The 13,137-nt window shown below is 44.1% G+C and carries 13 protein-coding genes; 7 read left to right on the top strand and 6 right to left on the bottom strand.

Going from position 1 to position 13,137, the window contains the following annotated elements:
- Positions 1–36: 36 nt before the first annotated feature.
- The 6 genes from BM056_RS17355 (at position 37) to fadR (ending at position 7,825) form a co-directional block, all read left to right on the top strand.
- Positions 37–603 (top strand): flagellar hook-length control protein FliK, encoded by a 567-nt coding sequence (locus tag BM056_RS17355; RefSeq protein ID WP_092472762.1) that lies wholly within the window; start codon positions 37–39, stop codon positions 601–603.
- Positions 604–619: 16 nt separating this feature from the next.
- The gene (locus tag BM056_RS17350) at positions 620–925 is read left to right on the top strand and encodes an EscU/YscU/HrcU family type III secretion system export apparatus switch protein (protein WP_092472760.1); all 306 of its coding nucleotides are present in this window, start codon (positions 620–622) and stop codon (positions 923–925) included.
- A 394-nt stretch (positions 926–1,319) separates the two neighbouring features.
- The gene (locus tag BM056_RS17345) at positions 1,320–3,743 is read left to right on the top strand and encodes a 3-hydroxyacyl-CoA dehydrogenase/enoyl-CoA hydratase family protein (protein ID WP_092472758.1); all 2,424 of its coding nucleotides are present in this window, start codon (positions 1,320–1,322) and stop codon (positions 3,741–3,743) included.
- A gap of 14 nt (positions 3,744–3,757) precedes the next feature.
- Positions 3,758–4,936, top strand: a complete 1,179-nt coding sequence (locus BM056_RS17340; protein ID WP_092472756.1) for a thiolase family protein — start codon at positions 3,758–3,760, stop codon at positions 4,934–4,936.
- 420 nt (positions 4,937–5,356) lie between these two features.
- Positions 5,357–7,111 (top strand): acyl-CoA dehydrogenase FadE, encoded by a 1,755-nt coding sequence (locus tag BM056_RS17335; protein ID WP_092472754.1) that lies wholly within the window; start codon positions 5,357–5,359, stop codon positions 7,109–7,111.
- Positions 7,112–7,219: 108 nt separating this feature from the next.
- Positions 7,220–7,825, top strand: coding sequence for a fatty acid metabolism transcriptional regulator FadR (fadR, locus tag BM056_RS17330; protein ID WP_092472752.1), 606 nt, complete (start codon positions 7,220–7,222; stop codon positions 7,823–7,825).
- A 245-nt stretch (positions 7,826–8,070) separates the two neighbouring features.
- Here the strand turns inward: fadR and BM056_RS17325 are convergent, their stop codons facing one another.
- The 6 genes from BM056_RS17325 to BM056_RS17300 all read right to left on the bottom strand — a co-directional run bounded on the left by BM056_RS17325 (position 8,071) and on the right by BM056_RS17300 (position 12,042).
- Entirely contained in the window at positions 8,071–8,217 is a 147-nt protein-coding gene (locus BM056_RS17325; RefSeq protein ID WP_165613584.1) for a hypothetical protein, read from the bottom strand.
- 92 nt (positions 8,218–8,309) lie between these two features.
- Positions 8,310–8,585 carry a Fic family protein gene (locus BM056_RS17320; protein WP_092472750.1) on the bottom strand — a complete coding sequence of 92 codons (276 nt, stop codon included), beginning with the start codon at positions 8,583–8,585 and terminating at the stop codon, positions 8,310–8,312.
- Between the two features lie 11 nt (positions 8,586–8,596).
- Complete coding sequence (locus BM056_RS17315) at positions 8,597–8,806, bottom strand: hypothetical protein (RefSeq protein WP_131820781.1); 210 nt, start codon at positions 8,804–8,806, stop codon at positions 8,597–8,599.
- A gap of 103 nt (positions 8,807–8,909) precedes the next feature.
- A complete protein-coding gene (locus BM056_RS17310) occupies positions 8,910–10,955 on the bottom strand; it encodes an Ig-like domain-containing protein (protein ID WP_092472746.1) in 2,046 nt (681 codons plus the stop codon).
- A gap of 30 nt (positions 10,956–10,985) precedes the next feature.
- Entirely contained in the window at positions 10,986–11,570 is a 585-nt protein-coding gene (locus BM056_RS17305) for an HlyD family secretion protein (protein ID WP_165613585.1), read from the bottom strand.
- Positions 11,563–12,042: a hypothetical protein gene (locus BM056_RS17300; RefSeq protein WP_092472980.1), complete on the bottom strand. Its 480-nt coding sequence runs from the start codon at positions 12,040–12,042 to the stop codon at positions 11,563–11,565. Before BM056_RS17300 ends, BM056_RS17305 begins: the two co-directional genes overlap by 8 nt.
- Positions 12,043–12,688: 646 nt before the next feature.
- On the opposite strand from BM056_RS17300, the gene BM056_RS17295 reads away from it, so the two are divergent.
- Positions 12,689–13,018, top strand: a complete 330-nt coding sequence (locus tag BM056_RS17295; RefSeq protein WP_092472742.1) for a transposase — start codon at positions 12,689–12,691, stop codon at positions 13,016–13,018.
- The last annotated feature ends 119 nt before the right edge of the window (positions 13,019–13,137 follow it).

Raw genomic sequence — 13,137 nt, 5'->3', positions numbered from 1 at the left:
TGGTTTTAGATTATAAAGTCCGGCGGGGTGTTGGTTATGCAGATTTCCGGTGTCATCCCGATACTGTTAAACATTATTTTAAGCGAACAGCAAGACCAAAAACAAGGTCAGATTGCGCGGGAATTACTTGCGGCTAAAGAGACAGCCAAAGCCGCAGAAGTTTTAACCAAAGGAACAGCGCAAGAGGCGCCCGCGCAGCATGCGCGGGGACACGAAGCCAGCGACCCCCTTTTGCTTCCGCTGCCGCTCAAAACCCCTCTCTATCCTGAAACCCAGTTTTACGTATTAAGGAAGCAAGGTGAACAAAAAAAAGAGCAAAATGCAGCAGCAGAGGAATCAGGCGTTGTTTTCAGCTTATCCACCCATAGCATGGGCAGTCTGTTTTTCTATTTAACTGTCAAAGAAGATGCCATTAACATTGCCTGTCATGCCGAAAGCGAGCAGTTTGCCGCACGTTTAGCGGCACACTCCGGCGAATTAAAAGAACAGGTGCAGAAAACCGGCTTTAAGCAAGTGATCTTCCGCTGTACCGTTCTAGACCCTCAAATAAAGCAGCTGATGTCGGGCCTTAAAAACCCGGTCATGCTGGATCAAAAAGTTTGAGATGGGGTAACGGATTATGAACCCAAAAAAATCTGATGCCAAAACACCCGATTTAAGGGGTTATGCCGCCGCCCTGCGTTATGACCCGAATCAGGAAGACGTGCCCCGTGTTACAGCCGCAGGACGGGGAGAGCTTGCCGAGGCTATCCGTAAATTGGCCGACGAGCACGGTATACCCGTTTACGTTGACGCAACCCTGGCCGAAACTCTCTATAAGCTGGGATTTGATACACAAATCCCCCCTGAATTATACGATGCGGTAGCCCAAATACTGGTATTTGTAGCTCAAATAGACCAAAAATCCCCCCCAACGCACTATTAGTAAAAAAAGCGTGCTAAATCAGTTCCCTTAGCGCACGCTTTTTTATACTTTTTTCCTCTATTCCGGCCATATATTTGGCGGATCGAATTCCCAAAGTGTAAAGTAAAGTGTAAAGTATTAAAAAATTCTGGATAACCCCCAAATGTTATTTTTCAACCCTTAACGGTCGTTTTTCTTTATGAATGGTTCTTCAGCGAGTTGAGCGGTTAATCACCAACAAACCATCCTATTGATTTTTACCCAAGAATACAATATCTTATACTTAACTGACTGAACGTTCAGTCATTAACTTTGACAGGATTTGGGGTATCATACCCTTTTCCCGGTAAACCCCGCTCATACATAGGGGAAATAGTTAGTAAGCAAATTTTGCAGTAAAAGGAGGAACCGGAAGATGAAGCGCAGCATCAACAAGGCCGCTGTACTTGGCGCAGGCGTAATGGGTGCAACCATTGCCGCACACCTGGCCAACGTGGGCATCCCCACCTACCTGCTGGACATTATTCCAAACCAGCTGACTCCTGATGAGGAAAAAAAGGGTTTAACCCTGGAAAGCCCGCAAGTTAGAAACAAATTTGCCACAAACAGCATTCAGGCGCTGCTTAAATCCAGGCCGGCAGCGTTCTACGTGCCGGAAAACGCCGCACTGTTAACACCGGGCAACTTTGAAGACAACATGAACGTATTAGCCGAGTGCGACTGGATTATTGAAGTTGTTGTAGAAAGACTGGATATCAAACAAAGCTTATTCAAAAAAGTCGAAACATTCCGCAAGCCTGGATCTATTGTAGCCTCAAACACTTCAGGCATATCCATCAACAGTATGTGTGAAGGTTTGTCACAGGAATTCAAACAGCACTTCCTGGGCGCTCACTTCTTTAACCCGCCCCGCTACATGAAACTGCTTGAACTTATCCCCTGCAGCGAAACCCAGCCGGAAATTATGGAATTCATGCGTGACTTTGGCGAAAGGGTTCTGGGCAAGGGCGTTGTTATTTGTAAAGATACGCCCAACTTTATTGCCAACCGCATCGGCGTTTACGGTATGTGCGCCACCGTCAAAGGCATGATGGAATATGGCCTGGGCGTTGATGAAGTAGATGCACTGACCGGGCGCGTGATGGGCAGGCCCAAGAGCGCATCCTTCCGCACGTTGGACATGGTAGGGCTGGACGTTATGCTGCACGTGGCCAAAAACGTTTATGACGTAGCCACCGATCCCAAAGAAAAAGCCGTCTTTGAACCCCCGGCGTTCCTGCAGAAAATGTTGGAAAACAAGTGGCTGGGCGATAAAACCAAACAAGGTTTTTATAAAAAGGTAAAAACCGAAAAGGGCCGGGAAGTCCTGGTTCTTGATTACAATACTATGGAATACAGGCCCAAGGCCAAGCCCAAATTTGCTTCACTGGAAGCTGCCAAGCAAGCCGGCAAGCCCGCCAAGCAAATGAAGGCCCTGTTATCCGGCAAGGATAAAGCTGCGGAATTCGCCTGGTCAGTTACCAGGGATGCCCTGGTTTATGCCGCCAGCCTGCTGGGTGAAATTGCCGACGATATCCAATCCATAGACGACGCTATGAAGTGGGGCTTCAACTGGGATTTCGGCCCGTTTGAAGCCTGGGATTTATTGGGTGTTAAAGAAGTAGCCGACCGCATTAAGGCGGAAGGCGGCGATGTGCCCAAAGTGGTGGAAAATCTGCTGGCTTCCGGCCGCACCGCCTTTTATGAGCAGAAAGAAGGTGTGCGCTACTACTTTGATCAAAACACCAGTGAAGTCAACCGGGAGCGTATTCCTGAAGGCGTTATTTTCCTGACCCCGCTTAAAGAGCAAAATAAAGTCATCAAATCCAACAGCGGCGCCAGCCTGATTGACATCGGCGACGGCGTGGTCTGCCTGGAATTTCACAGCAAGGCCAATTCTATCGGTGACGATATTGTCAACATTATGAATTTTGCCGTTAAAGAAATTGAACAAAATTATGAAGGCATGGTTATCGGCAACTACGGGCAGCATTTCTCCGTGGGCGCCAACCTGTTCCTGATCCTGATGGAAGCGGAAGACGACGAATTTGATGAACTGGACATCATGGTAGACGAGTTCCAAAAGGCCAATATGCGCCTTAAATACTGCAAGAAGCCGGTTGTCGCCGCACCACACGGCATGACTGTCGGCGGCGGCTGCGAAGTTTGCCTGCATTCCCATAAGGTTAACGCCGCCGGCGAAACCTATATGGGCCTGGTTGAAGTTGGCGTGGGCCTTGTACCGGGTGGCGGCGGTTGTAAAGAGCTCGCTTTCAGGGCCGCGGAATTAATGCCGCCCAAGAGCCAGATAGCCGTGGGCGGAGTCAATTCGGTCCAGCCCATGATCAACCGCGTTTTTGAAAACATCGCCATGGCCAAGGTGGCTACCAGCGGCGCTGAAGCGATTAAGTTCGGTTATATGCGTGCAACCGACAGCGTCAGCCCCAACCGCGACAGAATTATCGGCGACGCCAAGCGGCTGGTGCTGCAGATGGCCGCCAACGGATTTAAACCGCTGCAGCCCAAGAAGATGAAAGCCGTGGGAGATGCCGGTTACGCCGCAATCGAACTGGGCGTGCAAACCCTGCTGTGGGGCAAGCAAATAAGTGAGCACGACGCCAAGATCGCCAAGAAAGTAGCCCATATCGTAACCGGCGGTGGCGTAACTCCCGGCGTTGAAGTAACCGAGCAGGATCTGCTGGATCTTGAACGTGAAGCTTTCTTAAGCCTGCTGGGAGAACCCAAGACCCTTGACCGGATGAGATATATGCTTAAGTATAACAAACCGCTGAGGAATTAAGGGGGGGTAAGAAAATGCAAGAAGCTGTAATCGTCAGCGCAGTACGAACCGCAGTTGGTAAAGCGCCCCGGGGCAAGTTGAAAAACACCCGCCCGGAATACATGGGCGCCGAGGTGCTAAAGGAACTGCTAAAAAGAACGCCCGGCCTCGATCCCGTTGAAATAGAAGATGTTTTAATCGGCTGTGCTTTTCCCGAAGCGGAGCAAGGCATGAATTTCGGCCGCATGCTGGTGTTAAGAGCCGGACTGCCGATAGAAGTTTCCGGCGCCACAGTAAACCGTTTTTGTTCATCCGGCGTGGAAACCATCGCCATGGGGGCCACCCGGGTTATGGCCGGCTTTGCCGACGTTTATGTTTGCGGCGGTGTTGAGAGCATGAGCACAGTGCCCATGGGCGGCAACAAGACCATGCCCGACCCTGAATTGCTGCAAATATGCCCGGAAGCCTACATGGGCATGGGCATGACTGCGGAAAACGTTGCCGAACGCTACGGCATCACCAGGGAAATGCAGGATGAGTTTTCCGTCGGCAGCCACGCCAAAGCTGCCAGAGCAATTGCAGAAGGTCGTTTTAAGGAGCAAATCGTTCCTTTAAATATCGTGCATAAAACCCTCAAGAAGGGTAAATTGGTTGAAAGTTCCTTCATTTTTGACACGGATGAAGGCGTAAGGCCGGGAACCAACATGGAAACGCTGGCCAAGCTGCGCCCTGTATTTAAAGCAGGCGGCAGCGTAACAGCCGGCAACAGCTCCCAGACCAGTGACGGCGCAGCCGCCGTTATGATTATGAGCCGTGCCAAGGCCGAATCCCTTGGACTTAAACCAATGGCGGTATTCCGCTCCTATGCCGTGGGCGGCTGCGGTCCCGAGGTTATGGGCATGGGCCCCTCGGTAGCTATTCCCAAGGCTTTGAAACTGGCCGGAATCACCAAGGATCAAGTAGATGTCTACGAACTTAACGAAGCGTTTGCCGCTCAAGCTCTGGCTTGTATCAAAGTGCTGGAACTTGATCCTGCCAAGATTAACTTTAACGGCGGAGCCGTGGCGCTTGGCCACCCGCTAGGCTGCACAGGCGCCAAGCTGACCACCCAGCTGCTCTATGAAATGAAACGTCAAAACGCGCGCTACGGCGTTGTCAGCATGTGCATCGGCGGCGGCATGGGCGCAGCCGGCGTTTTTGAAATGGTGGACTGATAATCAGGAGTCAGGAGTCAGGAGTCAGAAGTCAGTAGTCAGAATAAGAAACTGTTTTTTAATATTCTGGATTCTGTCTACTGAATTCTAAATACCTGAATCGAACCGCCATGCCGCTGAAGCGGCACCATCAAAGGATGAAAAATGGATGCCGTATGCAAGGTGATCCGGTGGTTCCCGGAGTAAGCGTAGCACTGGATGCGGTCTATAGCTCGTCAAATCTCCAAAGCTTGACCCCATAAGGGCGTAAAGTTTCACCGGGCTGTTTGGTGTAAGCGTTAGCTATAGGTAACTATAAAAGATATAAGGAAAATTGCGCAGCGCACGGAGGGAACCACCGGAGCGCCAGATATAAGTAACTTAAAAATTTTTTTCAATATAGTAACGGATGATTTATAATGATGAAAGGGGAATACGATAATGCAAAAGGGCGCCATGTTTATTTTAGAAAACATTGACCCCGATAAGATTTTTACACCGGAGGATTTTTCCGACGAGCATAAGATGATTGCAGCTACCGTCGCTGATTTCGTGGAAAACGAGATTATACCCAACGTAGAAGAGCTTGACCACCAAAAAGAGGGTTTAATGAGATCCATACTGGAAAAGGCAGGAGAACTGGGCCTTCTGTCCGCCGACATTCCGGAAGAATATGACGGCGGTGAAATGGGCAAAATTGCCGCTGCCATTATCACAGAAAATGTTTCCACCGGCGGTTCCTTTGCAGTCAGCCACGGTGCTCACACCGGTATCGGCTCCCTGCCCATAGTACTTTTCGGCAACGAGGAACAAAAGAAAAAATACCTGCCCGGCCTGGCAACCGGCGAATTGGTTGCCGCCTATGCGCTAACCGAGCCAATGGCCGGCTCCGACGCTCTGGGCGCAAAAACCAAGGCTGTTCTTACAGAGGACGGCAAATACTATCTCCTTAATGGGGAAAAAATCTTTATAACCAATGCCGGTTTCGCAGATGTTTATGTGACTTACGCCAAGATTGACGGCGATAAGTTTACTGCTTTCATTATTGATAAGGGGACGCCAGGCTTTTCAGTAGGCGCTGAAGAAAAGAAACTGGGCATCAAAGGCTCCTCTACCTGCTCATTAATTTTTGAGGACGCCCAGGTTCCTGTGGAAAACGTTTTGGGGGAAATCGGCAAAGGTCACGTTATTGCCTTTAATATTCTTAACATTGGCCGTTACAAGCTGGGTGCCGGCGGCGTCGGCTCCTCCAAAAAAGCCCTTGAAGTGGCAGCCAAGTACGCTTTGGAGCGTCAACAGTTTGGCCTGCCCATTGCTAAATTTGGTATGATTAAAAACAAGCTGGCCCAAATGGCTGCCAAAACATATGCATCCGAAAGTTTGGTCTACCGTTTGGTGGGCGAAATTGAAGAAGTGCTGGAAGATAAATCCGACGGCAAAGAAATCGGGGCTGCTATTGAAGACTACGCCATTGAGTGCTCTATTGCCAAGGTGCACGCCTCTGAAACTTTGGATTACGTTTGCGATGAGTGTGTGCAAATTCATGGCGGCTATGGTTACACCCAAGAGTTTCCGGCTGAACGCTTCTACCGCGACAGCAGGATCAACAGAATTTTCGAAGGCACCAACGAAGTAAACCGCTTGATTATTCCTGCCACCTTACTGCGCCGCGGCATGAAGGGTCAACTCCCACTGCTCCAGGCCGCCCAGGCGTTGGCAGGCGAGGTAATGTCACTGCGAGCCAAAACTCCTACCGGTGATGAGGCCCCGTTTGAAATCGAAATGGATATGATCGACCGGGCTAAGAAGCTGTGCCTGATGGTTGGCGGCACCGCTGCTCAAAAATATATGCAGAAAATAGTCAAAGAGCAGGAAATTATTGAAATCATGGCTAACATGGCCATTGAAATTTACGCCATGGAAAGCGCTGTGCTGCGGGCCCAAAAAGCGCTTCAAAACGATCCTGAAAATGCCGAAACCAAAGTTGAACTGGCTCTGGCTTACGTATACGATGCGTTTCCGAAGCTTGACGCCTGGGGCAAACAAGCGCTGGCCTACATGTTTGACGGCGGGGATATGCTCCGCACCAACCTCAGCATAGTCAAGCGCCTGGCCAAGTACACCCCAATTAATCTTATCGCTATTCGCCAGAAGGTGGCCGCCAAGGTTTTGGAAGCCGGCAAATACGTCGTATAAATAATGGTACCCCTCCAAGCGCCGTACACTACAGGGGTTTGATGGCAACCAAGGGCCATCAAACTCCCGGCGGCCTTGTTCTAAAAACACCACGGGAGGAGGTGGCGTATGGCAAAAAGAACCGGGGAAAAATACCAAGCCATAATTGAAGCAGCCGTCAAGGTTATTGCAGAGAATGGCTACCATAACTCCCAGGTATCCAAAATAGCCAAAGAAGCGGGGGTAGCTGACGGCACAATATATTTGTATTTTAAAAACAAGGAAGACGTGCTGATTTCACTTTTCCGCTCTAAAATGGGTGAATTTACTGCCAGTGCCCGCCAGGAACTGAAGAAGCTGCACAATCCTTTTGAGAAACTTGCCAAGTTGATTGCGCTTCATTTTGACAGGCTTGAGTCGGACCGGAATTTAGCCCTGGTTTTGCAAATTCAACTCAGGCAGTCTGATGCTTCAATACGTTCGGGCATCGCCGGCCCTCTCAAAGAATATTTAAATATTATAGAGGACATTGTCGAACAAGGCATAATTTGTGACTATTTTAGAGATGACGTAGACCCCAAACTGGCCCGCCAGATGATTTTCGGCACTATGGACGAGGTGGCCACATCCTGGGTTATGTCTCACCGTGAATACAGCCTTACCAACCTGATCAGGCCTGCATATTACTTACTGGCCCGGGCGCTGGCCAAAGGTGACACTATTCATCCCTATTAAGGGAACACATTTTTTCGCAGAATCTCACCAATTGTAGATCTAAAGCACAAAAGCCGGGTAATCTCCCGGCTTTTTTTTGCAAAATTGCAGTATAATAAATTTTCAACCAATCCCCATCCTTAAAATCAAAGCGAACTCAGCAGGCAGGCCGGCCTTTTCCACGGTCCGGGCCGCAGATTCAAAGTCATATTCAACAGTGTCATTATTCAAAGGCACAATCCTAAATTTACCGCCTTTGCCGCCCCTTACAGTAACATTTTCTCTACGTTTTTAATGCCGACATCAGAGCTATTAAGGTCAGATACTTCCTGGACTTTTAAACCAGCCCTGGTCATCAGCCTGCATATTGCCATATCTCTGTTTTTTCTTAAGCCATATGATATAAGCATCATTCATAATCTATCCCTTTCGATGGGATGTAGGTCACCGACCTCATCCGAATATAACCAATCAACAAGTTCCCTCATTCGCGGCACCAGGCTATTCATTGGCGGAACATGTTTACTGCCGGTATAAATACGTTAACTTCACGGTATTTGCCAGCATCCCTATCTCTAATATTCTTCAATATCAGGTAATGCAGTTGCTTAATGATATGCTCCGTTAAAGGTTCTTGGTTTGATATTAGTTCCTCCACATATAAAATGGCTTCCTTATGGTTTACAACCTCAAAATGTTCACGTAAGGATTTACCGCCAACAGTAATGCCTTCAAGTACAACTTTCGTCTCAAGTAGCGTTAAGGTAGGTATTGCCCTCAATGGCGTTGCTGTTATAAGTCCATTACCAGAAAAAATTCTCTCAGGTTTTCAACCACTTCAGGCGGTAGGGGTCTGTTAGCATCTAAAATTTTTTTCTTTTGATCAATCCTTGTAAATAGCTTTTGCAGTTCAATATCCAATTCCATTTCATCCGGCCAATCGATATGAATACCATCTCTGCATATCGAGCAAGTAAACTCATTGGTCACCTTGATCAACAAGACATCATGGGCTTTTTCTTTTGATAGTTATCACCATTTCAGTGATATGTCCATGAACATGACTCCTTGGGTGTATCATATAACTTTCTATTCTCTCTATTCTTTAATAAAACCAATATCTCCTCTTAATAACCACATACACTGACCCAAAAACAACACAGATGCCTCCGGCTACAGCCGCCACAAGCCAATTGATTGGAAATTGAGACAGTTTCTTTTCTGTTAATAAATACGTCCCACCCTTGTCTATATAAATGCTCTTATCATCTGCGTTAAAGGAATCGATTTTTTCGTATTTATTTTTACTCTGGTTGTATAAGTATAAATATTTTTTCGTAAATACTCCATCGTCTCTTAGGTTTATCGTAATCTTACCTGGGAGCGGTTGACCATCGTTTACCACGAACTTCATGTTATCTTCCACATATTCAATCGGTATGTCCAACAAAAACGTGTTTGCCGGGTTGGCTATTGCTCGCCCTTGAATCAAAATAAGGTATTTACCCTTCTCAATAATCAAATTCTTATTTTCATTTTTTAGCATACATAAAGTAGAAGAATCTAATAAACTTAAATCTGTATTATTGAGAACTATTTCCTTTGAAGCATTATTTTGTATCATAGACGCTAGCTGACTATTTTTAATATTTTCCGTCTCAGCGTTATAATTACTATAACTCGATAATGATCCACCTAATTCTCTATCGGAGTCATTGTTTACTACAGCTGTGATGATTTCTGATGCATCTCCGTTTGATACAATTACAGATGCAACTCCTGGATTTTTCGCTGTAATTACCCCGCTGGCATCAGCAATTATCACATTTTCGTTTGTACTAGTATATGTGCACTTTTGCTCTGCTGTTTTAGGAAGCACTAAAGTACTAATCTGAAAGGTCTTATTAGGTAATAGAGTTAGAAAATTTTCATTTAATTTTATTTTAATAGTTTTTATATAAACAGTAAGCTCCGCATCTGCACTAGCATTCCCGGAAGAAGCTGTTATAATCACTGGTCCGGCACTGTGACTGGTGACTTTTCCGCTAGAACTTACAGTAGCAACATTCTCATTGGATGAAAAATATTTAACTGTCTGATCTTGAGCTTTAGTCGGCATGACCGTTGTCGTTAATGACAGAGATTTACCAACCTCCAACTTTTTTTCAAAGTCTCCGAATTCAATGCTTTTTACTGAAATGGGAATGGTCATCTGCTCAGTTACAGTATGTTCGTCTTTATCTGTTATGATAACTTTATAGGTCTCATCTTCTTTATATTTAGACAACGACTGACTCCAAATATATCTTCCGTTTTTTACTGACTCACTTCCTTTGAAAACGTCTCTAAGATTGGCATCCTTAATATTGATCTTTACACTTTTAGCGGAGCTTTCCCCGACAATTTTTAGTTCTCCGTCCTTGGTAGATACAGATACAGTTAACGTATAGATATCATCTTTCACAGGAATTATAACCGTATCGCTGGTGGTGTGTCCTTTGGTATCCGTAACTTTTACGGAATAGTTTGCTTCTGGAGTGAATCTTGATATTGAACCACTCCACTCAAACCTTCCATTGTTAACATCAATCATAGTATTTTCAACTTCTACAAATTTACTGTTTTTAATCGAAATATTTACTTCTGTGCAGGAACTTTCCCCCGCAACCGTAAAAGTTTTACCGCTTGTTAGAACAGACAAGTTCAATGTATAATTATCTTCTAATGTTATTGCGTGACTTGTCGTGTTGCCGTTGTTATCAATAGCTATAGTTTTATAGGTTTCGCCCGGAATATAATTTGAAAGGGAATCACTCCATTCAAATCGCCCGCTTATGACGTTTGCACTTACTTGCTTAACAACTATAAAGTTACTATCTTTAATGGTAATTGCAACGCTTTCAGCACTGCTTTCTCCTATTATTTTAAATGTATTATTCTTTGTAACAATATCTAATGTCAGGACGTCATTATCACTCTGATCAGTATAAACCGACTCACTCACTGTTGAATCAATAATTTGAATAGATCCTTGCGAAGTCGACATTATCTCATTTATCTCTAATGCATCAACATATAACCCTGCATTATTCCAAAATAATAAGTAATATATTAAATAAATTATAATTACCTTTGCTAAAATCCTTCTCATCCCATTACCTCAACCGTACCCCCAACGCATCTAGAAGATACTCCAAATATGTGATTTGATCATATTTAATCCAAATAATTCCTCCTTGATTTGATCATCTGTATAACCATACCGTTTATATTCATCGGCATTAAAATTTAACTGTTTTCGCTTGCTTTCATAGGCTTCATATTTACTTCTATAAAAGTCATCCTGCATATTCATCGAATCAAAATAATTTGTGTTATCCCTTAAACATCTTAATAACTTTTCATATTGTGCAATCTGATCCTTGTAGGTTACAATCTGCTTATCTACTTGCTCCTTCTGCAAGTCCAAATCAATACTTGCCACCGTAAGCAAAGCGGTTCCTTTCTCGACATAAGCACCTTCCTTGATATTGATCTCCTTGATTTCTCCACTGTAAGACGACATGATATAGTTCTTGTTGGTGCTGTATACTAGACCATTTCCTTTCACGATGTACATTTTAGGTGTCTTACACATCCACACAGCAAGGATAATTAGTAAAAATGTCAACACTAAAATAATCATGTAACCAAAGTAAGGCAAATCCTTTTCATATAAAATCCTACTGTCTCTAAGATCTTGCAAGGTTTTAATTTGTTTACTCACTATATGCTTTCTCCATAAATATATCAGCCACCAGCATATCCTCATTTTTATCTACAAATATTGTATAACTGTCCCCTGCCAATGTAATGTCTTCCTCAAAAGAGATCAAATTTAATTTGTCATAAGCAAACTTTAGGTTTTTCTCTTCAGCGGTAAATCTAACATAGAGGCAGTTCGGAACACGTATAACCGGTTCCATTAAATAGGGTGCTTCTACCTTATGTATAAAATTATTCGTTTGTCTCATGAGTTTACTCAATATGTTTGGCACTCCTCCTTCATCAATATCAACTGCAGTATATTGAATAAGAGGACCGATGGGTTGCGCACCTTTGGATTTAATATAATTCTCCATCAATTCAACTGTTCTAAAATAATTCTCCATATCCTTCGGAATGAGTTCCTTGATTACAACATTGGATAGTTTCAATGTCTTATTGTAACTTACTTGTAATTTTTCCATTTCCGCCATAGTGCTTTCCTCCAAATCAAAAATCACAATATCTCTCCTAATACAACAAAATAATAAAAAAATATTAATTTAAAATAGAATGATTATTATTAACTAGGTAAAATATTATCACAAAATTTAAATCTAAGATATTTTTATCATGTTAGTACTTTCTTAATTCTTTGTCCATCACTAAAGCAACACTCAACGAAACACTAAAAAGTACTAATAAGTTTTTTTGCTGTTTTTATACCTCCAAATCTGATATAGAGTAACCCTGTTTAACAAAATTAGGCTTAGTCCCAATGTAAAATAGCTTACTCTAGAAACCCATGCTAATCTATAATCATTTGGTGTGCCACCAATTAATTCAAACAGACTCAGATAGGGTAACATGATGATAAGTAGCCCGATACACCACGACAGTCCAAAAGTAACATAGGAAAAAGAATCAACCTCACGATAGTCAACTTCTTCAGCTGATACCTTTACACACGCATTCATTGCAGATGGTCCTATTAAGAATAGTAGAGACCAAATATAAATAAAATATGGTTCAAAATTTAGCAATAATAAAATAGGTAAAGATAAAATCTATTTAGCCCCTTTAAGGAATTTGAGTCTTATCCCCAAATGATATAAACTTTAAAACGGGAAGGGGATAAGCATGAAAGGTAAAAGATATCCAAAAGAATTTAAGGATCAACTCATCCAAGAAGCTGAGGAAATCGGAAACGTCTTGCAAGTAGCCAAGCGCCACGAAATAAGCCCAAAGACCCTTTACCGCTGGATTAACTTGTCAAAGCATACAGCATGGCAACATACAAGCGGCAAAGCTAAGAAAACAGCTGTTTATATACCCTCAAACCAAGAGTTTAAGCAGTTGGAAAAAGAAAACGATAAACTTAAAAAAATACTTGGCGAAAAAGACCTTGAAATCGCCATACTGAGGGATCTGATAAAAAAGAAAAACCCGGGCTTTCAGACAGAGTACTAATAGCCGACAAATGGATTGCCCGGGGGTACCCAGCAGCAGTAGTATTGCGGATCGTCGGCGTTAATGAAGCCACTTACTACTATCACAAAAATCACCCACCTAAAAAGCAAGTTTATAAC

It is taken from the genome of Desulfotruncus arcticus DSM 17038 (genome assembly GCF_900113335.1).
Taxonomy (GTDB): Bacteria; Bacillota; Desulfotomaculia; order Desulfotomaculales; family Desulfallaceae; genus Desulfotruncus; species Desulfotruncus arcticus.
The sequence above is the reverse complement of the archived record's forward strand: the minus strand, read 5'-3'. Positions and strand labels throughout refer to the sequence as shown.

Excerpts from the sequence above, each read along its gene's own strand:
- BM056_RS17340 (WP_092472756.1), top strand. The coding sequence starts at position 3,758 with ATGCAAGAAGCTGTAATCGTCAGCGCAGTACGAACCGCAGTTGGTAAA.
- BM056_RS17295 (WP_092472742.1), top strand. The coding sequence starts at position 12,689 with ATGAAAGGTAAAAGATATCCAAAAGAATTTAAGGATCAACTCATCCAA.
- BM056_RS17300 (WP_092472980.1), bottom strand. The coding sequence starts at position 12,042 with ATGGCGGAAATGGAAAAATTACAAGTAAGTTACAATAAGACATTGAAA.
- BM056_RS17310 (WP_092472746.1), bottom strand. The coding sequence starts at position 10,955 with ATGAGAAGGATTTTAGCAAAGGTAATTATAATTTATTTAATATATTAC.
- fadR (WP_092472752.1), top strand. The coding sequence starts at position 7,220 with ATGGCAAAAAGAACCGGGGAAAAATACCAAGCCATAATTGAAGCAGCC.
- BM056_RS17350 (WP_092472760.1), top strand. The coding sequence starts at position 620 with ATGAACCCAAAAAAATCTGATGCCAAAACACCCGATTTAAGGGGTTAT.
- BM056_RS17355 (WP_092472762.1), top strand. The coding sequence starts at position 37 with ATGCAGATTTCCGGTGTCATCCCGATACTGTTAAACATTATTTTAAGC.
- BM056_RS17345 (WP_092472758.1), top strand. The coding sequence starts at position 1,320 with ATGAAGCGCAGCATCAACAAGGCCGCTGTACTTGGCGCAGGCGTAATG.
- BM056_RS17335 (WP_092472754.1), top strand. The coding sequence starts at position 5,357 with ATGCAAAAGGGCGCCATGTTTATTTTAGAAAACATTGACCCCGATAAG.
- BM056_RS17325 (WP_165613584.1), bottom strand. The coding sequence starts at position 8,217 with ATGATGCTTATATCATATGGCTTAAGAAAAAACAGAGATATGGCAATA.